The 24,631-nt window shown below is 56.1% G+C and carries 26 protein-coding genes; 16 read left to right on the top strand and 10 right to left on the bottom strand.

The window, feature by feature from the left end; genetic code table 11:
- The first annotated feature begins 77 nt into the window (after positions 1 to 77).
- Positions 78 to 1,235, top strand: a complete 1,158-nt coding sequence (locus tag CCASEI_RS08515; protein WP_225868391.1) for a glycoside hydrolase family 25 protein — start codon at positions 78 to 80, stop codon at positions 1,233 to 1,235.
- 112 nt (positions 1,236 to 1,347) lie between these two features.
- Here CCASEI_RS08515 and CCASEI_RS08510 read toward each other — a convergent pair whose 3' ends face one another.
- Together CCASEI_RS08510 and CCASEI_RS08505 are read right to left on the bottom strand one after the other, a co-directional pair.
- On the bottom strand, positions 1,348 to 1,869 hold the full coding sequence (locus CCASEI_RS08510; RefSeq protein ID WP_006823352.1) for a CAP domain-containing protein: 522 nt from the start codon (positions 1,867 to 1,869) through the stop codon (positions 1,348 to 1,350).
- A 274-nt stretch (positions 1,870 to 2,143) separates the two neighbouring features.
- Positions 2,144 to 2,998, bottom strand: coding sequence for a spermidine synthase (locus CCASEI_RS08505; protein ID WP_025387705.1), 855 nt, complete (start codon positions 2,996 to 2,998; stop codon positions 2,144 to 2,146).
- Positions 2,999 to 3,025: 27 nt separating this feature from the next.
- On the opposite strand from CCASEI_RS08505, the gene mnmA reads away from it, so the two are divergent.
- Positions 3,026 to 4,111, top strand: coding sequence for a tRNA 2-thiouridine(34) synthase MnmA (gene mnmA, locus CCASEI_RS08500; protein WP_006823350.1), 1,086 nt, complete (start codon positions 3,026 to 3,028; stop codon positions 4,109 to 4,111).
- 9 nt (positions 4,112 to 4,120) lie between these two features.
- Positions 4,121 to 5,071, top strand: coding sequence for a uroporphyrinogen decarboxylase/cobalamine-independent methonine synthase family protein (locus CCASEI_RS08495; protein WP_025387704.1), 951 nt, complete (start codon positions 4,121 to 4,123; stop codon positions 5,069 to 5,071).
- Here CCASEI_RS08495 and CCASEI_RS08490 read toward each other — a convergent pair.
- From CCASEI_RS08490 to CCASEI_RS08475, 4 genes are all read right to left on the bottom strand, one after another.
- Positions 5,068 to 5,358, bottom strand: coding sequence for a hypothetical protein (locus tag CCASEI_RS08490; protein WP_025387703.1), 291 nt, complete (start codon positions 5,356 to 5,358; stop codon positions 5,068 to 5,070). The two genes, CCASEI_RS08495 and CCASEI_RS08490, sit on opposite strands and share 4 nt — an antisense overlap.
- 2 nt (positions 5,359 to 5,360) lie before the next feature.
- Positions 5,361 to 6,347: a serine hydrolase domain-containing protein gene (locus CCASEI_RS08485; protein WP_025387702.1), complete on the bottom strand. Its 987-nt coding sequence runs from the start codon at positions 6,345 to 6,347 to the stop codon at positions 5,361 to 5,363.
- 23 nt (positions 6,348 to 6,370) lie between these two features.
- Positions 6,371 to 6,913 carry an ArsR/SmtB family transcription factor gene (locus CCASEI_RS08480; RefSeq protein ID WP_025387701.1) on the bottom strand — a complete coding sequence of 181 codons (543 nt, stop codon included), beginning with the start codon at positions 6,911 to 6,913 and terminating at the stop codon, positions 6,371 to 6,373.
- Between the two features lie 124 nt (positions 6,914 to 7,037).
- Positions 7,038 to 7,709, bottom strand: coding sequence for a 3'-5' exonuclease (locus tag CCASEI_RS08475; RefSeq protein ID WP_025387700.1), 672 nt, complete (start codon positions 7,707 to 7,709; stop codon positions 7,038 to 7,040).
- Between the two features lie 88 nt (positions 7,710 to 7,797).
- Between CCASEI_RS08475 and ligA the strand changes: the two genes are divergently transcribed.
- Positions 7,798 to 9,888, top strand: a complete 2,091-nt coding sequence (ligA, locus tag CCASEI_RS08470; protein ID WP_025387699.1) for an NAD-dependent DNA ligase LigA — start codon at positions 7,798 to 7,800, stop codon at positions 9,886 to 9,888.
- A gap of 26 nt (positions 9,889 to 9,914) precedes the next feature.
- On the opposite strand, the gene CCASEI_RS08465 is transcribed toward ligA, so the two are convergent.
- The 3 genes from CCASEI_RS08465 to CCASEI_RS08455 all read right to left on the bottom strand — a co-directional run bounded on the left by CCASEI_RS08465 (position 9,915) and on the right by CCASEI_RS08455 (position 11,456).
- Positions 9,915 to 10,286 carry a hypothetical protein gene (locus CCASEI_RS08465; protein ID WP_006823343.1) on the bottom strand — a complete coding sequence of 124 codons (372 nt, stop codon included), beginning with the start codon at positions 10,284 to 10,286 and terminating at the stop codon, positions 9,915 to 9,917.
- Position 10,287: 1 nt separating this feature from the next.
- Positions 10,288 to 10,608 carry a PadR family transcriptional regulator gene (locus CCASEI_RS08460; protein ID WP_006823342.1) on the bottom strand — a complete coding sequence of 107 codons (321 nt, stop codon included), beginning with the start codon at positions 10,606 to 10,608 and terminating at the stop codon, positions 10,288 to 10,290.
- Positions 10,609 to 10,787: 179 nt separating this feature from the next.
- Positions 10,788 to 11,456 (bottom strand): ACT domain-containing protein, encoded by a 669-nt coding sequence (locus CCASEI_RS08455; protein WP_006823341.1) that lies wholly within the window; start codon positions 11,454 to 11,456, stop codon positions 10,788 to 10,790.
- A 200-nt stretch (positions 11,457 to 11,656) separates the two neighbouring features.
- On the opposite strand from CCASEI_RS08455, the gene gatC reads away from it, so the two are divergent.
- The 3 genes from gatC to CCASEI_RS08440 all read left to right on the top strand — a co-directional run bounded on the left by gatC (position 11,657) and on the right by CCASEI_RS08440 (position 14,490).
- Entirely contained in the window at positions 11,657 to 11,953 is a 297-nt protein-coding gene (gene gatC / locus CCASEI_RS08450; RefSeq protein ID WP_025387698.1) for an Asp-tRNA(Asn)/Glu-tRNA(Gln) amidotransferase subunit GatC, read from the top strand.
- Entirely contained in the window at positions 11,954 to 13,438 is a 1,485-nt protein-coding gene (gene gatA, locus CCASEI_RS08445) for an Asp-tRNA(Asn)/Glu-tRNA(Gln) amidotransferase subunit GatA (protein ID WP_006823339.1), read from the top strand. It abuts the gene before it with no gap.
- Between the two features lie 191 nt (positions 13,439 to 13,629).
- A complete protein-coding gene (locus tag CCASEI_RS08440; RefSeq protein ID WP_025387697.1) occupies positions 13,630 to 14,490 on the top strand; it encodes a siderophore-interacting protein in 861 nt (286 codons plus the stop codon).
- A gap of 114 nt (positions 14,491 to 14,604) precedes the next feature.
- Here CCASEI_RS08440 and CCASEI_RS08435 read toward each other — a convergent pair whose 3' ends face one another.
- Positions 14,605 to 14,928, bottom strand: a complete 324-nt coding sequence (locus CCASEI_RS08435) for a hypothetical protein (RefSeq protein WP_006823337.1) — start codon at positions 14,926 to 14,928, stop codon at positions 14,605 to 14,607.
- 37 nt (positions 14,929 to 14,965) lie between these two features.
- On the opposite strand from CCASEI_RS08435, the gene CCASEI_RS08430 reads away from it, so the two are divergent.
- From CCASEI_RS08430 to CCASEI_RS08395, 9 genes are all read left to right on the top strand, one after another.
- Positions 14,966 to 16,228 (top strand): MFS transporter, encoded by a 1,263-nt coding sequence (locus tag CCASEI_RS08430; RefSeq protein WP_025387696.1) that lies wholly within the window; start codon positions 14,966 to 14,968, stop codon positions 16,226 to 16,228.
- Positions 16,229 to 16,238: 10 nt separating this feature from the next.
- Complete coding sequence (locus CCASEI_RS08425) at positions 16,239 to 17,645, top strand: DHA2 family efflux MFS transporter permease subunit (protein ID WP_025387695.1); 1,407 nt, start codon at positions 16,239 to 16,241, stop codon at positions 17,643 to 17,645.
- 63 nt (positions 17,646 to 17,708) lie between these two features.
- A complete protein-coding gene (locus CCASEI_RS08420; RefSeq protein ID WP_006823334.1) occupies positions 17,709 to 18,740 on the top strand; it encodes a 6-phosphofructokinase in 1,032 nt (343 codons plus the stop codon).
- A 132-nt stretch (positions 18,741 to 18,872) separates the two neighbouring features.
- Entirely contained in the window at positions 18,873 to 19,271 is a 399-nt protein-coding gene (locus tag CCASEI_RS08415; protein WP_025387694.1) for a helix-turn-helix domain-containing protein, read from the top strand.
- A gap of 270 nt (positions 19,272 to 19,541) precedes the next feature.
- Positions 19,542 to 19,991: a hypothetical protein gene (locus CCASEI_RS08410; RefSeq protein WP_155894829.1), complete on the top strand. Its 450-nt coding sequence runs from the start codon at positions 19,542 to 19,544 to the stop codon at positions 19,989 to 19,991.
- 69 nt (positions 19,992 to 20,060) lie between these two features.
- Positions 20,061 to 20,345 carry a DUF3039 domain-containing protein gene (locus CCASEI_RS15695; protein WP_404825244.1) on the top strand — a complete coding sequence of 95 codons (285 nt, stop codon included), beginning with the start codon at positions 20,061 to 20,063 and terminating at the stop codon, positions 20,343 to 20,345.
- A gap of 118 nt (positions 20,346 to 20,463) precedes the next feature.
- The gene (locus CCASEI_RS08405; protein ID WP_025387692.1) at positions 20,464 to 21,528 is read left to right on the top strand and encodes a bile acid:sodium symporter family protein; all 1,065 of its coding nucleotides are present in this window, start codon (positions 20,464 to 20,466) and stop codon (positions 21,526 to 21,528) included.
- Between the two features lie 62 nt (positions 21,529 to 21,590).
- Positions 21,591 to 23,096 (top strand): Asp-tRNA(Asn)/Glu-tRNA(Gln) amidotransferase subunit GatB, encoded by a 1,506-nt coding sequence (gene gatB, locus CCASEI_RS08400; RefSeq protein WP_025387691.1) that lies wholly within the window; start codon positions 21,591 to 21,593, stop codon positions 23,094 to 23,096.
- Positions 23,097 to 23,281: 185 nt separating this feature from the next.
- The gene (locus CCASEI_RS08395; protein ID WP_051461199.1) at positions 23,282 to 24,607 is read left to right on the top strand and encodes a YkvI family membrane protein; all 1,326 of its coding nucleotides are present in this window, start codon (positions 23,282 to 23,284) and stop codon (positions 24,605 to 24,607) included.
- Positions 24,608 to 24,631 lie beyond the last annotated feature (24 nt).

Here is a 24,631-nt window from a genome sequence, read left to right as displayed (position 1 = left end):
CGAATAATTACCAAAATTTTGCGAATGTTACGCCAGTTACCTGTGTTACTGGAGTGAAATAAGTTATGCTCATGGCCATGCGTAAACTCCGCTTGCTTACTGCCGTGACCGCCACCGCCGCTGTTGCAGGATCTTTGCTTATCCTTCCTGCAACGGCGATTCCAGGTTTGCCTGCGAATATTCCGGTGAATCTGCCATCCGGATTGCTTCCAGATGACATGGTGCAGCAGGCATCGACGGTGCCAGGTATCGCATCCGGTGTGGATGTCTCCCGTTGGCAGCATCCTGACGGCGGCAGTATCGCCTGGGATCAGGTGCGCACTGACGGCCAGTCCTTTGCTGTAGTTAAGGCTTCTGAGGGAACCACCTGGACTAATGAGCACTTGGTGGATGACACCTCCCAGGCTGCTGCCAACGGCATGCAGGTGGGCACGTACCACTACGCCCGTCCAGGCGGGGATGCGCGTGCACAGGCGCAGCACTACGCCTCCCAGTACAACCAGGTGGGCAACCACTCGCTGCCACCAGTGCTCGACTTGGAGGTCTCTGAGGGCAAGAGTCCGGAGCAGCTTGCCGATTGGACTCGCGAGTTCATGAACGAGCTCGAAACCCTGACCGGGCGCACACCGATGATGTACACCTACCGCTACTTCTGGATTGAGCAGATGAACAACACCCAGGAGTTCGCGAACTACCCACTGTGGCTGGCTGCCTACCAATCCACCGCACCAGATCCAGTGGGCGGATGGAACAAGCTAGATATGTGGCAGCGTTCTGACTCTGGTCGTGTCAACGGCATTGCCGGCAACGTGGACTTGAACCTGTTCAACGGTAATGAGGCACAGCTGAACATGTTCTCCGCTGGGCAGCTTCAGGCTTCGGGCGGCAAGCTCGAAGGCTTGACTGTCAACGACGGCGTGGACTTGGGTGCGGATTCCACGGTCATCATTGGTGCAATTTTGGCATTGGCCGCAGGTGCTATTGCCGCACCAGCGCTTGCCGATGCCGCCCAAAACGCCAACCTCGATGGCCTTCCAGACGTAGTCAACGGTCTGATTGCCAACGACAACCTGCCAGTCGAGCAGTTGGAAACCATGGCTGATGGCAACTACACCTTGGGTGATTTGGTCATCTTGCTTGATAACGCTGAACACGTTGCCAACGCCACCGGCGCTGACAACACCACCGAATACAAGGCTGTCGTTGGGGCCTTGAACGGGCTAGCCGGGCGCTAAATAATCTCTTGAGTTCAGTATTTCAATCGTGCTCAGTTGATTGAATTCCAGATGAGCCTACTTACGTCCGTTTGGTGGTGAGCTATTAGATCCAAACTGACGCGATGGCCAACTATTCAAATTGAAGAGTGGCGTAATAGTATCCATTAGAGGCTCTACGCTGTCCGAAACCTACAGTGGAATGCTGATTTAGAAGCATGGTGCGGTTGTGACCCGGTGAGTTCTTCCACTGGGTTAAAACGTAGTCAGCGCTGCCATAATAGTTGTATGCAATGTTTTCCCATACGTTGTCGTTGGAGTGTCGGTAATGGTTTTGTGTGGCCATAGTCTGAGACCAAGAACGAGCTTGTCGCGTTAATTTGGCGGACACTCGAACCGGAGACTTTCCACGAGATATCCGATACTCGTTGAGCTTATTTATAAACTCAGTTTCTAGTTCGGTAAGGGTTATACTTTGATTGCTACTTCCAGTGATTGGAAGGGAGACGTTGACGCTGCTGGTGTTTACGGGGAATTGGGGAATGTTGCCGACCCCGCTGACGGCTGTAATGAGTGCCAACACGGCGGCTAAAGCTTTCTGGGTCTGGCCATTGAGGATGTTATTCCAAATTTCTTGGAGCTGTTGAGGGTTCATTATGCCTACTTCACTGCAGTATGTGTGTTACCTGTCAGGAAGCTTATAGTGGGCACGAGGGGTCGGCAAGAGATATTTTCCGCGGGGCTATTTATAGGGTGTAAAGACAAAGCGATCTCGTGTATACAGGCATTTTGAAGCGGAATTTCGCCATACAGGTTTGGATGCTCAATATATTAAATACGTTTAATCCACATCTGATGAAGAATATTCAAATTGAGGTATGCCGCATGGGAGCACAATTCGGTTGCAATCTGGTTCGCTGCGAGTGGCTTTAGGATCCGGCATCTTGGCGTGCTTGCCCGCCGGTGGAGAATTTAGTTGTCCAGGCTGGTCCCTTGTAGTGAGCAGGCACTGCGCCGCCGAGTAGGCGAGAGGCTATCTCTTGATGTTGTTCTGGCACTTCTGCATCTGAGGCAATCAAAATGATGTTGCCGTAGCGCCTGCCTTTTAGCATCGGCGGGTCCGCGATGACAGCGACGTTGGTAAAGACTTCGAGAAGTCCAGCAATTTCCGCCTTGGCGCCACGCAGATCAGAATGGTCGCCACAGTTGGCTACGTACAGCCCGTCCGGAACCAGGGCGCGGTGCGCAGCTTGAAAGAACTCCACGGTGGTCAGGGGAGTAGGGGTAATGGCGCCGGCGAACACGTCCCGGATAATCACATCGCGTGAGGCAGGTAGGAACTTCTCGGTTTCTTCACGAGCTTCGCCGGCACGAATCTTGACCTTCGGCGCGCGTGGAATGTCGAATTTCTCTCGGACGAGTTCACCGAGCTTGGCATCAAATTCCACGACGGTGTTCTTCGAGTCATCCCAGACGTCCGCGAAGTAGCGAGGCAAAGAACACGCGCCGCCACCGAGATGAGTGAGGCGATGGCCGGGCGCAAAGGTTTCTACAGCGGCAGCAATCCAGCGCATGTACTCAAACTCCAGCTCGCGTGGTTCGCCGGGAACAATGTGTGAGCTGGGAACACCATTGACGTGAAGCACGTAGGCGCCGTCGCGAAACGGATCGGCTTCGATGTCGGCGGTGCCGGTTGAAATCTCGTAAGTACCTACTGGTGAGGTCTGTGCTCCAACGCTGGAGGCAGAAGAACTGTGACCCCGTTTGCTGCGCTTTTTACCCATAGCTCTAAGAGAGTACACTCCCATAACATGCGAGTTTTGGTTGCCATGTCAGGAGGCGTCGACTCATCCGTTGCTGCGGCCCGTGCGGTTGAAGCAGGACACGAGGTGGTCGGCGTCCACCTTGCCCTACACAAAGACGCCCAACAGACCCGTGAGAAAGCTCGCGGCTGCTGCTCATTGGAAGACTCCGCAGATGCGCGTCGCATCTGCGACAAGCTTGGCATCCCGTTTTATGTCTGGGATTTCTCCGAGGAATTCAAGGAAGCGGTCATCACTGACTTCGTTGATTCCTATGAGCGCGGTGAGACCCCGAACCCTTGCCTGCGATGCAATGAGAAGATTAAGTTCGCGGCACTGCTGCGCAAGGGCATGGCCCTTGGCTTTGATGCCGTGGCAACCGGCCACTACGCCACCTTGGATAAGGACGGCTACATGCGCCGTTCCTTGGATGAGAACAAGGACCAGTCTTATGTTCTCGGCGTTATCACCGCAGAAGAGCTGAATTACTGCTACTTCCCAATCGGTGATACTCCGAAGCCATTGATTCGTGAGGAAGCAAAGCGTCACGGTTTTTCCACGGCGTCTAAGCCGGACTCTTATGACATCTGCTTCATTCCAGATGGCAACACTCAGGCCTTCTTGGGCGCGCGCATCGGCATGCGCCCAGGCATGATTGTGGACCAGGACGGCACCGAGCTGCGTGAGCACGATGGCGCGTGGAACTACACCATTGGCCAGCGCAAGGGCTTGGACATCAAGGCACCGGCTGCCGATGGCCGCCCGCGCTACGTCACCGGCATCGACGCCCAGACTGGTACCGTCACCGTGGGGTCGCGTGAGGACCTGAAGGTCACTGAAATTACTGCGGACCGTTTGAAGTTCCTGCACCCAGCAATGGACGGCGAGTTCGATTGTGATGTTCAGGTGCGCGCTCACGGTTCCGTGGTTTCCTGCCACGCTCGTGTCGACCGCAACTCGGACATGATGATTTTGACGCTTAACGAGCCACTGACCGGTGTTGCGCCGGGTCAGGCTGCGGTGCTGTACTTCCCATCACCTGATGAGTTGGGAGATATTGTTATCGGCTCCGGCACCATCACACAGACGGCTTAATCTGGATCGATGACCGCATTCGGATTAGGTCCGGTGCCCGGCACCGATATCGCCTTAGCCGCGGATATCATCGCTGGGGAAACCGGAAACAGCCTGCACCTTCCGCAGCTTCCCGCGCGCGGCTTGGGCTCTGATGTCATTGGCCGCACCGCCGGCCTGCTTGAAGCAGTCTCCGTCGACCGTGGCCCGCGCGGTTGGCGGCTAAGTGACCGTCCTCAGTTGGCATCACGTGCCATGTGGGACCGCATGGACCGCGACCTCGACATCTTACAAGAGCTGTGGGGCGATGACGTAGACAGCCTCAAGGTTCAGATTGTTGGACCATGGTCGCTTGCTGCCGCGTTGGAACTGAGCAACGGCCACCGTGCCATCACTGACTCCGGTGCCCTGCGTGACCTCACCGGCGCGTTGCATGCAGGTCTTGCTGAGCACATTCGTGATCTGAAGAACCGTTTCCACTGCGATATTGCGGTGCAAATCGATGAGCCTTCCTACACAGGTGTCCTAGCAGGGCTTCGTGGCACTACATCCTTCGATCCCGTGCGTCCGGTTCCATCTGAGGTCGCCGCCGACGGGCTTGAACAATTCCACGGCCAGCTGCTCAACTTCACCGGCCAACAACCCAACTGGGAAGCCGCTCGCGTCGCAGAGACCATCATCATCGACGTCAATCTATTGACCACCGATCAAGACGGCATTGGCGAACATATCGAAGAAGGTCACCGACTCGCGTTTGTCATCGATCCATTCCACGATGACGGAAGCGTCAAAGACTCCCGCAAAGTCTCCATCAGCATCGCCAAAGCCTGGGACCGCATTGGCCACTCACGCCTGCGATTGACCACTGATATTGATATCGTCCCAGCCGCAACAGGGGAGACCCTGAAAGACATGGCTGGCGCTTACCGCTTCATAGCGGAAATCGCCGACATCCTCGAACGGGACGCCGGCGACCTTTAAGCTAGTTCCTTGGATGTTTGGTTCTGGACAATCCGCCAGATAGCAACCCCTGCATATGCGGCTGTGGTTGCGGCGATGATCCACCACATATAAATGGAAACGTGGATTCCCCATTGGGCGGTGCGGCTAAAGAAGATGACGATGACTAGGGTAAATACCAAGTAGCCGAGGATTTTTGCGGGCTTGAACTGGCCGGCATCGCCAGGGCGGGTGAGCTTCCAGATTTGGTAGATGTTGTCACCGGCGACAATGACCAGGACTACGTACATGATGATTTCGGTCAACATTATTACTCACCTTCTTGGCGTAGGGCACGGGTGAGGTCTTCCACGCCTTGTGGGGTATTGCCGTTGGCAAAGAATGCTTCATTCTTTTCGGGGTCAATTATCAGCATGGTGGAATAGCCACCCGTGCCACCGTTATGCCAAAGGCCGCCGGTCTCTTCAGGGAACCAACCAAATCCAAACTCGCTGTTATCCAACATGAACTCGGCGTACTTGGCCATGTCAGCGGCAGTAGAGCGGATGGACCCGGCAGGGGCGTAGCCATCCATGCCCCAGGCGTCAGTCTTGCGGCCATCCGCGCTAAGTCCACGCGGGGCATATTCGGAAACAGAGGTCTCGCTGCCTACGTAGGTTGAATCCATGCCTGCTGGTTCCAAGATGTTTTCTTGAACTAAGTCGACGTACTCAGAATCAGCGTTGACAGCGAGCAACTGGCCAAGCAGCGCGACACCAAAGTTTGAGTAGGCTACCTCGCCACGCCCGCTCAAGCTGGCATTACGTGCGGCATTAAAGACATCTTCTTGAGTAATCCCGGTATAAGGATTCTCAGTGAAAATGGTGCGGAACAACCCCAAATTGTCCTTGTCCAAGCGCGGTAGACCGGAAGTGTGGTTGGCCAGCTCCACCATGGTGACATCGGCGACCGCGCTGCCATCGACATCAATGATGTCGCCAACGGTGGTCTCTAGCTCAATATCGCCGGATTCGACCTGCTGGCGCAATAGCTCAGTGGTGAAAGTCTTGGAGACCGAACCTATTTCTACTTCTGTATTTTCATCTGCCCCGAGACCAGCGAAGGTTGCTTCGCCGGTTTGCAGAGTAAATGCAGTGATCTGGTTCTGGGCATTGCTGGAGTTATCACGAATCTTTTGTGCTAATTCCTCATCACCCGTGTTTTCATCAGCCAAAGCGATGCGCTGTGGGCCGACGATTAAGAGTCCGATGAGTACGACGATGGTTGTCAGGATGCCGAAAAGAACTGATCTTTTCATGGCCTTCACCTCTTTGGTCTTAGCTAGTGGTCCTCACTAGCTGAAATGATGGTCAAAAGCGGAATGATCCGAGTTGGCGCAATCTCATAGGTGCCTGAACCGGATTTTTTAATCCAGCCAGCTTGGGAGAGTGCAGATAGATGGTGATATGCCGTCGATGTGGATGTGACCAGTTCTTCTTCGATGAAGTCAGAGACCTGAGCCGAAGATTGCAGTAGGCGGCGAAGAATCGCCCCGCGCACTGGATGCGCCAGAGCGAACAGCCGTTCAAAGCTGTCAGTCCACATGTCTGGGTCGGTCAGTACTTCAAGCGGGCGTTGCCACTGGTAGCTATAGCTGCCACCAGCTGCATCAACATCGCCACCAAAAATGACTGAGCCTTCTGGCATCTGCTCACGTTGATTATGAAGCGCGTCCACAACCCAAAATCCGTTTGCTTCAGAAGTTTTAGAAGCGGCGTTCTCCAGCGCCTCAACACGTGCTTCCAGCGCAGCGAAGCGTTCTTCTGCGCTTGCTTGCTGCTTAGAAGATTCCGTGTCGCGTTGCGGATCTGGGGTCGATGACATTAACCTATCTTCCATAATTTCTGGAAAGATTGCAAGATAGTTGGAAAACCAGAGAATGATTACAAAAATTCCAAAATTCTTGAACGGTAGAGGTGATTAGTGAAAGTGCGGGATGGCGGTGAATCTAGCCCTGCAGTGGCCAGGACATGTTGAAATCAGAGACGTCGCGTCCAATTCCTTCGAAATACTTCTTCTGGTCCACGGCTAGCTCGTAGAAGTTAACCGCCTGGAATTCCATGAGCTCATCTGAGTCCATCTCCTTTAGCTCAGGCCAGCGTTGGTTGACCTGCTTCCAGGCGATGCGCGCGGCCGCTAGGGCATCGGCAGTAGCTTCGTGCGCGTTGTCCAAGGTGACGTTGTATTCGCGGCACAGATCACCGAGTGTGCGCTTGCCCTTGCGGTAACGGTCCTTCACGCGGTCCATGAGGTAAGGGTCAAAGACTGGCCCGGTTACGGTGAAATCTCCGGTGAGATTGCGCAGTACCGACAAATCATAAGGCGCGTTATAGACAATGAGGGTGAAGCCTTCATCCCAGGCGGTCTTAATGGCTTTGACGGTTTCTTGCAGGACCTCATCGTGAGGGCGGCCTTCCGCACGGGCTTTCTCGGTGGTGATGCCGTGAATCTTGGCGGCAGCCTCCGGGATTTCCACGCCTGGGTCAGCCAGGGTTTCTTTCTTCACTACATCGCGACCAGCGATGCGGATAACAGCAGAGGTAACAATCCTTGCTTCGCGAGTATTGACGGAGGTGGTCTCCAGGTCGAAGGAGAGCATCTTGGAGGCATCGAAGTTCATGCCCAACACTTTATAGGCACCCTCGGACACGGCATCTGGATGGGGGATTTGAACCTTTAGATTCGCAACCCAACTAGAATTGGCAACCGTGAGTGCTACTGAATCATTTGACCAGCTAAACCCGGAGGAAGCGCAGAAGCGGTGGGCAGAACTTGCCCAAGAAGTCCGACGCCATCGAGAGCTGTACTACAACGAGCAGCCAGCGATTCCTGACGCCGATTTCGATGCCATGTTCCAGGAGCTTGTTGCGCTGGAGTCTGCACATCCGCAGTTGGTAGTTCCAGAGTCCCCAACCCAGGAGGTGGGCTCGGCGCCGGCTGCTGATTCAGCATTCGCTGATATTGAGCACCTTGAGCGTTTGATGAGTTTGGACAATGTCTTTAACTCAGATGAGCTGCAAGACTGGCTGGATCGCACGCCGGCGAAGGCTTATTTGGCTGAGCTCAAGATTGACGGCGCGTCCATTGACTTGGTCTACCGCGATGGTGAATTGGTTACGGCCGCCACGCGTGGTGATGGCCGCGTGGGCGAGGACATCACCGCTAATGCCAAGGTGATTGAATCCATTCCGCACAAGCTGCAAGGCTCCGATGAATATCCGGTACCAACGCTGGTGGAAATTCGCGGCGAGATTTACATGCGCCCTGAGGATTTTGAAACCCTCAACGAAGAGCGCGCCGCTGAAGGCAAGCAAGCTTTTGCCAATCCCCGAAACTCCGCCGCGGGTGGTCTGCGTATGAAGAATCCAGATGATGTGAAAAAGCGTCGCCTGCGCCTTGTTGCTCACGGCATTGGTGCCCGCGAGGGCTTTAGCCCTGCCAGCCAGCATGATGCCTATGCAGCCATCGCAGCCTGGGGACTGCCGGTCTCTCCGTACACGGAACGAGTAACCACCTCGAAGGAAGTCCAAGATAAGGTCAAGTACTGGGCGGATCATCGCCACGATGCCGAATTTGAGATGGACGGAGTGGTCATCAAGGTAGATGACTTGGGCTCACAGCGCGGCCTGGGTGCTACCTCGCGCGCGCCGAGGTGGGCAATTGCCTATAAGTACCCGCCGGAGGAAGTCACCACCAAGCTGGTCAACATCGAAGTTGGTGTGGGTCGCACGGGACGTGTGACTCCTTATGCCGTGATGGATCCGGTCTTCGTATCTGGTTCTACGGTGTCTATGGCAACGCTGCACAATCAGTCTGAGGTCAAGCGCAAGGGCGTGTTGATTGGGGATACCGTCATTATCCGCAAGGCCGGCGAAATCATCCCTGAGGTCTTAGGTCCGGTGCTGGAAAAGCGTGACGGCTCAGAGACCGAGTGGGTTTTCCCGGAGAACTGTCCATCGTGTGGCACAAAGCTTGCGCCGCAAAAGGAAGGCGATGCCGACTGGCGATGTCCCAATACCCGTACTTGCCCGGCACAGCTTTCAGCGCGCCTGGAGTACCTCGCGGGCCGTGGTGCTTTCGATATCGAAGCACTCGGTGAAAAGGGAGCCATTGACCTTATTGAGCGCGGCGTACTGGAAGATGAATCGGACCTCTTCGACCTGACCGAGGAGCTTCTGACCAAGTCCGATGTGTACACCACGAAGGCTGGCAAGGTTAATGCCTCAGGTAAGAAGCTTCTATCGAACCTGGAGACGGCAAGAAACACCGACCTGTGGCGCGTGCTGGTTGCACTGTCTATTCGCCATGTCGGCCCGACTGCCGCGCGCGCAATTGCGACCCGCTATGGCTCGCTGGAAGCCGCACGGTCAGCCGATGTGGAAGACATCGCGCAGACAGACGGAGTGGGCCAAATCATTGCCGAGAGTTTTAAGGAATGGTTCGAGGTGGATTGGCACCGCACCATCGTGGAGAAGTGGGCGGCCGCTGGTGTCACCATGGCTGTCGATGAATCCGAGAAGCAAGAGCAAACCCTCGAAGGCCTGACCATCGTGGTCACCGGCACTTTGGAGAACTTTTCCCGCGATAGCGCCAAGGAAGCAATCATCACCCGCGGCGGCAAGGCTTCCGGTTCTGTATCGAAGAAGACCGACTATGTTGTCGCAGGCGAGAACGCAGGTTCCAAGGGAACCAAAGCCCGCGACCTCGGCGTCACCATCCTGAACGAAGCCGGATTCCAAACTCTTCTCGACACCGGCGCTGCCGAAGCCGCGCCAAGCCCAGAAGGTGCCGAAGAGTAGCCTTTGCGGGCGGCCGAGCTACAGAACTAGGCCCTGGCGTAGCGCGTGAAATCAATTGCCATTCCAATTGGGATGGCAATTAGTGCTGCGAATTTCCACAAAGACTGAGCGGTTCCGTCCGTGCCAAGGTTGCGAAAGTAGACAGTTAGAAGAATGAATCCAATTGCGGCCAGAATCAGGCCACACAAGGTGAATAAGTAGTATTGCTTGGGCTTTGTCTCAGGGTAGAGGGCTTTTACATAGTCCTGGGGACTTCCAAATTCTTCAGTAAGTGGTCTGTCCGTGTTGTTGCCGGTTTCTTGGACTTCCCGAATAGTTTGTTCAATCTCCGCCTCAGGGATAGCATGGCGCCTTAGTGCCCGGGACAATTCCTTGAGGTAGTTCTCGTCAGTTTTCATGTCAGTTCCCCTCCGAAAACGCTTTGATGACGTTTAATAAGCGTTCAATGTTGTTAATCTCTTTGTCGACGATTTCTTTCCCTGCCTGGCTGAGCTCGTAGACCTTTCTGGTCGGACCCGTGCCTGGGATATCCCAGGTTGCCGTCACGAGCTCAGCTTCTTCGAGCCGTTTGAGCAGCGGGTAAATAGTTCCACCCTTGAATTCACCGAAGCCGTTTTCGCTCAGGCGCTGCCGAATCTCATATCCGTGTGCGGGAGTCTTTCCGATGCTTGCCAAAACCGCCACTGGCAGCAGCGAACTCGCGGCATCAAATTTCCACATCGGAATTGGCTCCATTCATTAGGCAAACTTGTCGCGACTACCTAAGTAGTGTCGCTACCTAGATGGTAGGGCTAGGTTGTCTCGATGTAAAGGGGGAGTACACAAAAGCACCAAGTTCCAGCGCGGAAAAATTCCACGGAACTTGGTGCTGAGTTATGAATTTAAAAAGGGGAAGCGCGCTAGCTCTTGTTCAAAAAGGCGCCCAGGATGGTGCCGAGGTTGCCGAGGTGGTCGACTTCGGAGGCGAGGAATTCGGGGCCGCCGACGCGGCCGACCACAAGGACAAGTCCGGTGCCGCCCAGTGGCGTGGCAACGATGGAGGAGTCCAGTAGGGCCCAGGAGGCAGGGATCCAGTCTTCGATGTCAGGGTTGAGCTGACGTGCGGCATCGACAGCCAAGTCGGTCGGCACGGTGCCGTCATCTTCGGGTGCCGCGCTGGAACCTGCAACGCGCTTGATAGGTCCCTTAGTGTCGGCAACAATAGCCCAGCTTGAGGTAAGTGCCTGCGGAATTGCCTGGACTAGCTGTTCCATTGCGGCCTGCAGGTTGTTGGTCTTTTGGGCGATGGAAGCTAATAAACGGATCTGTCCGCGGCGGTCCACGCGTCCGGAGAATGGGCGGATCGAGTCCACCTCCACACCCTTGACGGTGCTGGCGGCGGTGATTAAGGCATCGGCAAGTGTGCCAATGGGAAGTTCCACCACGATGTCATCGGTAACCGTTCCATCAGGGGCATTTTCAACGATATCGACGGATTGTATATTGCCGTCGACGGCGCCAATGGCTTCGGCTAATTCACCAAGGCTGCCGGGAGCATCGGGGAGTTGGACACGGATTAAAAAAGACATTGGTCGATGATGGGCTTTCTCTAAATTTAATTACAAATAAGGCAAGACTATTGTGCTCCATGCTACAACTTTCACCTTGTCTTTTGCAGGAACCACAAGCATTGGAATTGGATGCGGGTAGATAATCACCCACAAAGTGCTGTGCAGTAGCATGGGAGGGCAGGAAAATAATTAACGTCGTGGAAAAGGATGGATAACGCGTGTCTGAGATTTCGCGGGAAGAAGTCAGCCACCTGGCTAAGCTGTCACGCTTGGCTTTGAGCGAAGAAGAACTTGGCCAGTTCGCTAGCCAAATCGACGAGATTGTGGACTCGGTGTCCGCAGTTGGCAAGGTCAATACCGAAGGTGTTGAGCCGATGAGCCACCCGCACTCCATTACTACTTCCATGCGTGAGGACGTCATTGTGCGCACCCTTAATACAGAGCAGGCACTGGATCAGGCGCCGGCTGTTGAGGAAGATCGTTTTGTAGTGCCACAGATTCTGGGAGGCGAATAAATGTCCTACGCAGTACCTTCCGAGGGGCTTACTTCTTTGACCGCAGCTGAGCTTGCGGAGAAGATTCATTCCCGTGAGGTCACCTCCCGCGAGGTTGTCCAGGCCCACCTGGACCGCATTGCTGAGACCAACGAGGCACTTAACTCCTTCCTCCACGTGGGTGCGGAAGAGGCTTTGGCTACTGCCGATGCCGTTGATGCCGCGCTCGATGCCGGGGAGAAGCCAGCATCGGCTTTGGCCGGCGTGCCTTTGGCGCTGAAGGATTTGCTCACTACTACCGATGCCCCAACCACCGCAGCATCCAAGATGCTGGAGGGCTGGGTTTCGCCATACGATGCCACGGTGACCAAGAAGCTGCGCGAGGCCGGCATTCCAATTCTGGGCAAGACCAACCTGGATGAGTTCGCGATGGGTTCTTCGAATGAGAACTCCGCTTATGGTGCCGTGCACAACCCGCATGATTTGGACCGCACCCCAGGTGGTTCCGGTGGTGGTACTTCCGCAGCGCTGGCTTCTGGTCAGGCGCCGTTGGGCATTGGTACTGACACTGGTGGTTCCATCCGCCAGCCGGCTGCACTGACCGACACCGTTGGCGTGAAGCCAACCTATGGCACCGTGTCCCGTTATGGCCTGATTGCTGCAGCGTCCTCTTTGGACCAGGCAGGCCCTACCGCACGTACCGTGCTGGATACCGCGCTGCTGCACGAAGTCATCGCTGGTTTCGACGAGTTCGATGCAACTTCAGTTAACCGTCCGGTTGCCCCAGTTGTAGATGCAGCACGTGAGGGCGCGAATGGCGACTTGTCTGGCGTCAAGGTCGGCCTTATCAAGCAGTTTGAGCGTGACGGCTGGCAGCCAGGCGTGATGGAAGCCTACCGCGCGGCCGTTGACCAGCTGGTTGCACAGGGTGCTGAGACCGTCGAGGTTGATTGCCCACACTTTGATGATGCACTCGCGGCCTATTACTTGATCATGCCTTGTGAGGTTTCTTCTAACCTCGCTCGTTTCGACGGCATGCGCTACGGCCTGCGCTCCGGCGATGACGGCTCGCACTCCGCGGATGATGTCATGAGCATCTCCCGGTCTGAGGGCTTTGGCCCTGAGGTCAAGCGCCGCATCATGCTGGGTACCTACGCACTGTCCGTGGGCTACTACGATGCCTACTACTTGCAGGCACAGCGCGTTCGTACCCTTATCGCCCAAGACTTTGAGCGTGCATTCGAGCAGGTTGACGTGCTGGTTTCCCCAACCACGCCAACCACCGCGTTCAAGTTGGGCGAGAAGACCGAAGATCCAATGGAGATGTACAACTTCGACCTGTGCACCTTGCCATTGAACCTGGCTGGCCTGTGTGGCATGTCCGTTCCTTCTGGAATGGCATCTGACACTGGGCTTCCTACCGGTCTGCAGATCATGGCTCCTGCATTCCAGGATGACCGCCTGTACAAGGTCGGCGCAGCCTACGAAGCTGGCCGCACCAAGTAAAAGGTAGTTTCACCCCTGACCCCGCTGGCAAGGGCGCGATGAAAAGCGTTCTGACCAGTGGGGTTCAGTTTATGCAGGGTGCGTGGCAATTACTCTATACAACCTACTGTGTTAGCCTTGCCTAAGTGCACGGTGTGCAGTTTTTCACCAGTGCAAAACAATCTGAAGAATTTTTAAGGATAGTGATCACTATGGCTGAGCAAGCTAAAGATGCAGCTCCAAAGCGTAAGGCGCGCGTGGCGAATGAAGCAACCGTTATCGGCCGCCGCCAGGTTTCCCCGGATTTGGTTCGTTTGAGCCTGAACTCCCCAGCGTTCGTGGGCAAGGACCTGGAATTTACCGACCACTACATCAAGCTGCTGTTCGTGCCACAAAGCGCTGACTACTCTTGGCCATTCGATATGGAGCAGATCCGCGAGGAACTTCCGCGCGATAAGCACCCAATTACCCGTACTTACACTCTGATTAATCTGAATTCAGAGACCGGCGACTTCGACGTTGACTTTGTCACCCATGGTGACTCGGGTCTTGCGGGTCCGTGGGCGCGCGTAGCTGAGGTCGGGGAGAAGTTCGGCTTCTTTGGTCCTGGCGGCGCGTGGGGTCCAGCGGCAGAATATGACCACTTTGTGTTGGCTGGCGATGAATCCGCAGCACCAGCTATCGGCGCCGGCCTGGAGAAGCTTCCAGAAGGTGCAACAGCCGCCGCTTACATTGAGATTGAGGCCGAAGACCGAAAGTTCGAATTCCAAGCTCCTGAAGGCGTGGAAGTCAACTGGGTCATCCGCAACGGCGCTACCCACGGCACCGAGCTGTCCCGCGTAGTGCGCGAAGCCGGCGTCCCAGAGGGCAAGAAGACCAGCTGGTTCGTCCACGGCGTCGCGGAGATGATTAAGGAAATGCGCCGCTTCCTCTTCGTTGAGTCCGAGATCCCTAAGGAAGATGTGTCTATTTCCGGCTACTGGCGCATCGGCATGACCGAGGACCAGTGGCAGTCCTCCAAGCGTGACTTCAACGCCGAGATCGAAGCCGAAGAAGAAAAAGCGAAAGCCTAAAAAGTCTTAAGCAGAGAAATAGCCCGCACTTCCAAACCGGAGGCTTTGAACCGTCATTCTAGGTTCGAGTCCTGGTAGGGAAGTGCGGGCTTTGCCTATGCGCTGATGTTGCGATTACTTGCTGTCAGAGAGCACGTAGGCTGCGCCGGCGGCAACGCCGGTCACAGTCAGTACGGCTGGCCAGGAGCCAATCTTCTTTGCCAGTGGGTGCGAAGCACCGAAGCCGCCGACATAGAGTGCGGTGAGGCCAACGGTGGTTGGAACATCAGTCTTTGCCAACCAGGAGCGGACCGCCCAGCCACCAGCGGCAGCCAAAACAACACCGCCCAGCGGGCGGATTCCTGACTCGCGGGCGGTGATGTAACCTCCCAGGAGACCTGCACCAACAACGGTCGCGGTGCTTACTTTCTTTGGTTTCTTAATATCAATAGCTGCCATGTGTTCATGATAGCCCTTTTGCCGTACTCTTCTGTCAGTGAATGTATGGGTCTATCTCAGTTCCGCGGGTATGTCCGCGCTGGGCAACTCGGTCGCAGGCATTGTCTGGCCGTGGATTGTCCTTGAACGCACCGGCGATCCCGCCGCTGCGGGTTTGGTGGCAGCAGCCGTAGCTGTGCCATCGGTTTTGTTCGCCTTTCTCGGCGGTTATTTGATTGATACGGTAGGCCGCAAGCCGATGTCGGTTATCTCTGACATTATCTCGGGCCTGTCGGTGGCGGGCGTGGTGCTGGTTGACCAGACTCTGGGCTTGACCATCGCGTGGTTTATCATCCTCGGCATCGTCGGCGGCGTGGGCGATATCCCCGGCATGGCAGCGCGTTCGGCACTGGTCGGAGACATCGCGCAGTCCTCGGGCAAGACCGTGGACTATATCGCCGGGCTTAACCAGGCGATTATGGGCGTGTCCTTCCTGGTCGGTCCGGCTTTGGCCGGCGTGCTTTTGGCATCGATGGAATCCAGCTGGGTGCTGGTTATCACCGCCGCGTGTTCCTTCATCGCAGCGTTGCTGACCACCTTCTTGCGCTTGTCCAAGCGCGAGATGACGGAAGCAGAAAAGGCAGCTGCGGCAGAAGCCAATGCGCTGAATTTAAAGGCGCTGAAGAGCTGGGGCCAGGTCATCCGCCCGCCGTCCATCATGATGCTCGCCATCCTCACCTTCGTCGGTGTCGCTCTGGTCGGCCCATTTTTGGGCGTGCTCATGCCGGCACACTTCCAAAACGTAGACCAGCCTTTCTTGCTCGGCCTGGCCTTCTCCTTCTACGCCATCGGCATGATGGTCTCCGGCGCGGGCATCGCCGCAGTCGGCACCTCACGCCGTCGCCTAGTCTGGGTGGTAGCCATCGGCGTTGAAGCAATTGGCTTTGCGATGATGGCCGCGCTCGGCGCCTCCTGGCTCGTCGTCATTGGCTGTGGCATCGCAGGTCTCGCCGGTGGAATGCTCGCACCCCTGCAGATGGTTCTGGTTACAGAAGAAACCCCAGAGCACATGCGCGGGCGCGCCTTCTCACTTTTTACCGCCATCATGCAGTTCGGTGGTCCAATCGGCCTGGTCGTCGCCTCCGGTCTACTGACTGCACTGTCTATCTATCAGCTGGCCGTATTGCTCGTTGCCGCATACATGTTGGTGGCTATCTGGGCGATGATTCGCGGTATCCAGATTCTGCCAACCTATGTTGCAACCGAGGCAACAACCACCGCCGTGGGGGAGGTTTCACCAGAAAGCGAAGCATCCAGTTAGGATAGCCTTCGTGTCTAACGGTAAAACCACGCCTTCGCCGCAAATAGCCAAGCCTCAAGCCTGGCGCGCACTCGCCGCGCTGTGCTTGGGCTTTTTCATGGTGCTGATGGACCAAACCATCGTTGCGGTGGCAGCACCGGACATCATGGCGAACTTTGATACAGAGTTTGACCAAGTTGTCTGGGTGACCTCCATCTACTTGCTGTGCATGGTTGTGCCCTTGCTGTTTACCGGCCGCTTGGGCGACCGCTTCGGCCAAGCGCGCATGTTTCAGCTGGGTATCACCGTCTTCGTGCTGGCGGCACTCGCTGCGTCCCTAGCTCCGAACCTGGCGGTGCTGCTCATCGCGCGTGCGGTGCAGGGCCTGGGCGCTGCCATTTTGACCCCGCAGACCATGGCGGTCATCAACCGCATCTTCCCGCAAGATGCCCGCGGACCGGCGCTCGGTGTGTGGGGTGCAGTCGGCTCGGTGGCCTCCCTGGTGGGTCCCGTCTTGGGTGGGTTCATTATCAGCACCTTTGGCTGGCGCGGTGTATTTGTTCTGCACCTGCCACTGGGTATAGCTGCCTTGGTGCTGTCTGCTATGTGGGTGCCGAGGCTGCCGACGTATGCACGGAGCATCGACAAGCTAAGCGTCGTGGTCACCCTGGTTGGTATGTCTGCTGCTGTTATTGCCATCCAGCAAGGACCTGGCCTGGGCTGGCCGTGGTGGACTATTGTCCTGCTCATTGCTGGTATTGCGCTGATTGCCTGGTTCGTGCGCTTGCAAGCGACCGCGACGTCGCGCAATACCGAACCGCTGGTGCCGCTGCCGTTGTTTAAAAACCGCAACTACTCACTCGGTGCGTTTTCTATTTCGACCATGGGCTTTGCCGTGGCATCGCAAATGCTGCCGATCATGATGTGGTTCCAAACCGGCCGTGGGCTGACCTCGGCGGAAGCTGGACTGATGATGGTGCCGATGGCCGTTGCCGCCGGCCTGGGCTCGCCTTTGGTGGGGCCGCTGGCTGACCGCATTAAACCGCGACTGCTGTCTGTGATTGGCTTTGCTTCTGTCATCGCGTCTTTGGTGTGGATTGCCGGCATTATGTACCTCGATGCCAGCCTGTTCTGGTTTGTGGGTGCCTCCGCGCTGCTTGGTGTGGGCAATGCTTTTGTGTGGGCGCCGAATTCGGTGACCGCGATGCGCACCGTGGACTTGAAATACATGGGCGCCGCCTCGGGCGTGTACAACACCACCCGTCAGGTGGGTGCCGTGGTTGGTGCGGCGGCCGTGGGCGCGGCGATGCAGGTGGGTGCTGCCAGCTTGGGGCTCAGCCAAGCCATGGCTGTCTCGCTGCTGCTGCCGGCGCTGGTGATGGTCGCTGGTCTTATCGCCGTGGCCTGTTTTGAAAATACTTTGGGACCTAAGCGATAGAAACTTGCGCTGGTGGCATGCGTTTTTGAGCGCCTTGGACAAATACAAACTAGTGTAGTGGTTATGCGACTAGCCACATTGACTTCCGGCGGCGACTGCCCCGGCCTAAATGCAGTAATTCGCGCAATTGTGCGCACCGCGTCGAATGAGTTCGGCGACACCGTTGTGGGCTATGAGGACGGCTGGGTGGGCCTGATGGAAGACCGCCGACGCGACCTTTACGATGACGCCACCATCGACCGCATTTTGCTGCGTGGCGGCACCGTGCTGGGTACAGGCCGTCTGCACCCGGACAAGTTCAAGGCCGGGCTGGACACCATTAAGTCCAACCTGGAAGACGCTGGCGTGGATGCACTCATTGCCATCGGCGGTGAGGGCACGCTCAAGGGTGCAAAGTGGCTGGCTGATAATGGCATTCCTGTTATCGGCGTACCGAAGACTATTGACAATGACGTCAACGCCACCGACTACACCTTCGGCTTTGATACTGCGGTGTCCGTGGCTACCGATGCCATCGACCGCCTGCACACCACCGCCGAATCCCACAACCGCATTCTGATCGTGGAAGTCATGGGCCGTCACGTCGGTTGGATTGCGCTGCACGCTGGCATGGCAGGGGGCGCTCACTACACCGTGATCCCTGAAGCCCCTTTCGATGTTGCTGACATCTGCAAAGCGATGGAACGCCGATTCCAGATGGGGGAGAAGTACGGCATTATCTGTGTTGCCGAGGGTGCGTTGCCGAAAGCAGGCACCATGAACTTTGGCGAAGGCCAAGAAGACGAATTCGGTCACAAGACTTTCAACGGCATCGGCCAAGTCATTGGGGATGAGATTAAAAACCGTACTGGCTATGACGTGCGCACCACCGTGCTGGGACACATCCAACGCGGCGGTACCCCGACTGCCTATGACCGTATCCTCGCAACCCGCTACGGCGTGCAAGCCGCACGTGCGGCCCACGAAGGCCTATCCAACAAGTGCGTTGCGCTGCGCGGCGAAGACATCAAACTCGTCGACCTCGCCGACGCCGTCGGAGAACTCAAGACCGTGCCGACCCACCGCTACGAGAACGCCCAGGCGCTATTCGGCTAAGCCTCATTGCCCACTGGCGTGTTTTTTAACCTGATGTGAGTTTGCTTCTTAGGCGAAACGGCCGTAGTGTCACTTATGACAGTTAAATCAGATGTGACACTTGGTAGCCTATGTGTAAAGGGAGGGCTGGCAATGCAAAATGTATTAGGCTGTGGACTAAATTCCGAAGAAATCGCCGATATTCAGCGCCTTGCGGAGTCTGCAAAGACAGAGACTGTTCGGGATTTACTTCTACGCGTTGCATCGTTATCAAGTTCAGGAAACGGCATTCCCTCTATCGCAGAGGATAGAACGTATACGCCAGCCGAGGCAGCCAAGAGGATTGGAATGAGCCGAACTCATCTTTATAAGCTTCTTGATCGCGGAGCTTTGCCTTTCCACAGAGTGGGTAGTCACCGAAAGATATTCGCCAGTGATCTGAAAGCTTTTGAGGAGAAACGGCACGCTGATCGTATCGAGCTTGCGGAACGTTTCTCCTGTGAACGAGAGACTGCAGCAGCAGTTGATGATGAGATTGCAGATCTGCTCTGACGCATAGAGGCGTGCGTTGAAGATTTGGTGCATGATGGACGTGTGTTTATTCGTCGTGCTCGGCCAACGCTTCGCCTGATCCGAGAGGATCTAACATCAGATTGGGAATCCCCGCATTTTAAGCGATCACTGGAAGCGGGGAGAGTCGATGAATTGTCTCCAATGGCCGAGCTGCCACATCCAGTTATCAGGAAAGCCGCTGATTGATTTGGAGAAGATCCTGAACGGGACAACTTCGTTCAGCCTATTGCAAGTTCAACGCAGGTTCCCTTGCTTGAAATCAAGAGTGCTCAGTGGCGTGGAGGTGTGTGGCGGGACCCAGGCACCGGTGTCTGTTGGCTCTTGGTGGCGGGACTTGCGAAAGGCGATCATCAAGATGTCGATGATTTCTATGTTCAGATTAAACGACAGGACGAACAAGGAAAGCCCGAGCGATGGTTGCCTAGCGAAGCCGACGTGAGGATTCTCAAGCGGGAAACGGCTGCGCACTTGCGGACTGAATGGGAACTTGGGATCCAGTTTGAGTTGCTCAACGGATTGCGGGCAATTCATGATGGTGGAACTTATTTATTTGATGTAGACCATATTTTGCCCGGTAAAGGGCGCATAGCGAGTGTTGAAATTTCAATAGTGCAAGAACGTCCCGTTTCAGGCAATGCGGATGGTGAGCATTTTGTTCCGACCGACGATATTGTGGTTGAGTTTATGCCGAGAAGCTAGTACGAAGGCTCGAACCTACTATGGCAGTTGATACAGCGTGTTCTGACATCAATAGAACCGCCCCAACAAGTGTGGGACAGATTTGGAAACACTTTTTCTAATCTGGGGGAACCTGGCGTCTGGGGCAGTAGGATTCAAACACTTTCTGAGGCGGTGGAGGCGAAACAATTACTGTTCTCCGAGCCAGGAAAATTCAGCCATTACACGCACCGTAAGCACCTAGCGGGCAAGACGTTTGAAGGATCTGGTGTCCGTTCGATGTGCGGTGTCTACTTTGTTCCGTCGCAGGACCATGGTGCGCTGCCTACTTGTTCCACCTGTGAAGAGATGTATTCGTTGCTTCCAAAAGAATGATTCCCGCCGTTCAGTATCCCCGTTGAAATCTACTCGCGGTGGAGTTCCCGGCACGCTTACTGAATCAAACTCCCATAGTGCGGGATGGCAATCCCAGGCTGTGGACTAGTATGTAGGGATGACCGATTCCCTTGAACCTCAATCCGGCGGCAATGGCGCCGCTGGGCACACTACTCCTACACAAGCAAACCCTGCTGCTGATGCAACTGGCGTTTCTGATGCAGATAAGGCTGCGGCGGCGCGGGCGGACCGCGCGGCGTTTATCGCAGCGCTAGGATTCCCGGTCCTAGTTATTATCGGCGGCCTTCTGGGCTTCTTCTTTCCGGATACTGCCGCGGGCTTCGCGCCGCAGGTGACGCCGCTGCTGGGCATCATCATGTTCGGTATGGGGTTGACGTTGCGGCCGGTGGATTTTGCGCTCGTCGCTAAGCGTCCGCTCCCAGTGCTTATTGGTGTGGTGGCGCAGTTCGTCATCATGCCGTTGTTCGCCGTGGCCACGGTGTGGGTTTTGCAGCTGCCACCGGAAATCGCGGTGGGCGTCATCCTGGTGGGTTGTGCGCCGGGTGGTACTTCATCCAACGTCGTTAGCTATTTGGCGCGCGGTGACGTGGCACTGTCTGTGACCATGACTTCGGTGTCCACGCTGTTGGCGCCGCTGCTCACGCCGATGCTCACCTTGTGGCTGGCGGGGCAGTACATGCCGCTGGATGCGGGTGCGATGGCGTGGGACATCGTCAAGGTTGTGCTCATCCCGGTGGTCGGCGGCCTGGTTGTGCGCCTTTTGCTGCCGAAGGTCGTGGCGTTTATTACCCCGGCGCTGCCATGGATTTCGGTGCTGGCTATTTCGTCGATTGTTTGCATCGTCGTCGGTGGCAACCGCGACAACATCATCACCGCAGGCGGTATCGTCCTGGTCGCCGTCATCATCCACAACGGCCTGGGCTATGCGCTGGGCTACCTCACCGGCAAGATCACCCGCCAAACCGAGCCGGTTTCGCGCACCATGGCCATCGAGGTCGGCATGCAAAACTCCGGCATGGCAACCGCCTTGGCATCGACCTACTTCAGTCCACTATCAGCGCTGCCGGGCGCAGTGTTCTCCGTCTGGCACAACCTGTCTGGCGCTGTGGTCGCAGCCATCTGCCGCTACATTGACGGCCGCGCAAAGAAGGCCCAAAACTAGTACAAGCCATACACGCTGGGTGGTGACTGACCGCCCGGGGGATAAGTATTAAGATGGCACCCATGACTGCTGCGATGTATGACCTGATGGACTTTGATGAAGTCCTTGAAAAGTATGACCCAGTTATGGGTTTGGAAGTCCACGTCGAACTAGCCACGGAAACCAAGATGTTTTCCACCTCGGCAACCAACTTCGATGCCCCGGCTAACTCCAACGTCGACCCGGTGTCTTTGGGTCTGCCGGGTGCGCTGCCAGTGGTTAACGCTAAGGGCGTGGAGTGGGCCATCAAGATTGGTTTGGCTTTGAATTGCTCCATTGCGGAGTCATCGCGCTTTGCCCGCAAGAACTACTTTTACCCAGACCAGCCAAAGAACTACCAGATTTCCCAGTACGATGAGCCTATTGCTTACGATGGCTACTTGGACGTAGTTCTGGAAGACGGCACCGAGTGGCGCGTGGAGATTGAGCGCGCGCACATGGAAGAAGACACCGGCAAGCTCACCCACCTGGGTGGCACGTCGGGTCGTATCCACGGCGCGACTGCGTCTTTGGTGGACTGCAACCGCGCGGGCATTCCATTGATTGAGATTGTTACCAAGCCAATTGAGGGGGCAGGGGAGCGTGCACCTGAGTTGGCGCGTGCTTATGTCACCGCGTTGCGCGAGCTGGTTGCGGCGCTGGGAGTATCCGATGCCCGCATGGATCAGGGTTCAATGCGCGTGGACTCTAACTTGTCGCTGCGTCCGGTTGGTACCACTGAGTTTGGTACCCGTACTGAGACTAAGAACATCAACTCTTTGCGCTCGGTTGAGCAGGCAGTGCGTTTTGAGATGATGCGTCAGGCGCAAGTGCTTGCCGATGGCGGCACGATCGACCAAGAAACCCGCCATTACCAGGAAACCGACGGGTCGACCTCGAAGGGTCGTCCGAAGGAAACCGCGGATGATTACCGCTACTTCAACGACCCAGACCTGCCACCCGTTCTGGCGCCACGCGAGTGGGTTGAAGAAATTCGTCAGACTCTGCCGGAGATGCCATGGATCCGCCGTGCGCGTATCCAGGAAGAGTGGGGCTTGAAGGACGCGGAGATGCGCGACTTGGTCAACGCTGGCGCATTGGACCTTATTATTGCGACCACCGAAGAGGGCGCTACTGCTGATGAGGCTCGTTCCTGGTGGGTTTCTTACCTGTCCGCAAAGGCGAATGAGCAGGGCGTTGACCTTCCGGCACTGAGCATCACCCCGGCGCAGGTTGCGCGCGTGATTGTTCTGGTCAAGGAAGGCAAGCTGACCACCAAGCTGGCGCGCCAGGCAGTCGACGGTGTTCTCGCCGGCGAAGGCGATGTTGATGAGGTAGTCAAGGCTCGCGGCCTGGAGGTCGTGCGTGATGACGCAGCGATTGAAAAGGCCGTCGATGACGCACTGGCCGCCAACCCAGACGTGGTGGAGAAGTACCGCGCTGGCAACAAGAAGGTCACCGGCGCTATTGTCGGTGCCGTCATGAAGGCAACTCAGGGCAAGGCTGACCCAGGGCAGGTCAACCAGCTCATCGCTAAGAAGCTCGCTTAGTTGCAGGCTTAAAGACCCGCATATCAACTCTGGAGGATTGGGAGTTGGTGTGCGGGTTTTCTCATGCTCTGAGCTGTGTGCTGGGCGAAGCGCAAAATTCTTATTGGTTCACACAATAAGTTCGGCTGTGAGGTGTCTCATGGTAATCAAAACTATATAAAACCAGGTTATTCCATGTTTTCCGCCTGTTGGTGGGCGCTGGCTTTGCCACCGGCCAAGAGGTCGTTCAGTACTTCAGCTCATTCGGTATCAACGGTGTCTGGGGCATTATTATTGCCGGTGTCATCATGACCATTGCCGGCACGGTGTTCCTGCAGCTGGGTTCCTACTTCCACGCTTCTGAGCACAACGCGGTGTTTAGGAAAGTAACTCACCCGATCGTGTCGAAGCTGCTGGATATCGCCGTGATTTTCACGCTATTCGCTGTCGGCTTCGTCATGCTGGCGGGCGCTGGTTCCAACATGGCGCAGCAGTTTGGCTGGCCAGCCTGGGTCGGCTCGACCTTGATGCTGGTGCTCGTTTTGGTCACCGGTCTGTTGGATGTGGACAAGGTATCCAATGTTATTGGCTTGCTGACGCCAACGATCATCATCGCTGTTATCGCGCTGCTCATCTACACCTTGATGAACATGCCGGAAAATGCCGGCGAGGTCATCGACATTGCATCGCAGACCGAAGCTCCAATTGGTAACTGGCTGCTGTCTGCGGTGAACGACAACGGCCTTGCCCTCATCCTGGCCGTATCTATGTCGCTGGTTATCGGCGGCGACCACATCAGCCCACGCGAGGCTGGCTGGGGCGGCGTCACCTATGCCATCCTGCTCGGTATCTCTGGTTTCGTCCTGCTGATGGGCGCGGACAAGATTGGTGACTCCGATGTTCCAATGCTGGTCCTGGTCAATGAGATGGGCAGCACCGCTGGCTTCCTCATGGCGATTGTCATCTTCTTGATGAGTTTCAACACCGCCATCGGCATGTTCTACGCACTGGGCAAGCGTCTGGCATCGGGTCGCGAAAACCGCACCTACCCAATCTTCGTTGTGGGTACTCTCGCAGGCTACGGAATGTCCTTCTTCGGATTTAAGACTTTGATGAACTATGTCTACCCAATTCTGGGCTACATGGGCATGTTCATGGTTGTTGTGCTGGTCTTCGCCTGGTTCCGCAGCCTGTCCAAGATTCGTGATGAGTCCGTTCGCCGCGAGCGCATCAAGTCCCTGCTTCGTCTGAAGCTGCACCCAGAAGAGAAGTACGACGAAAAGCACGATGATGTGATCGGCTGCGAGCTCGTTGAATCCAACCTCGACCATGAAGTCCTCTTTGAAGACCTCGTTGGAGAGGTCACGGAAGAGCTCGACTCCGACTCCGAGATTGAATTTACTGCCGACGAAATCGAAGAAGAGATCACCGATGTCGAGTACTACATCGAACGCGATGGAGTACCTGACCCGGTTGTTGATTCCGATGTAGCAAACGGCAAGGATTCGAAGGCACCAGACGCCGCTAAGTAAGTCTCCTTTCCAGCTCCTCTTGAG

It is taken from the genome of Corynebacterium casei LMG S-19264 (assembly GCF_000550785.1).
In the GTDB taxonomy this organism is placed as follows: Bacteria; Actinomycetota; Actinomycetes; order Mycobacteriales; family Mycobacteriaceae; genus Corynebacterium; species Corynebacterium casei.
The sequence above is the reverse complement of the archived record's forward strand: the minus strand, read 5'-3'. Positions and strand labels throughout refer to the sequence as shown.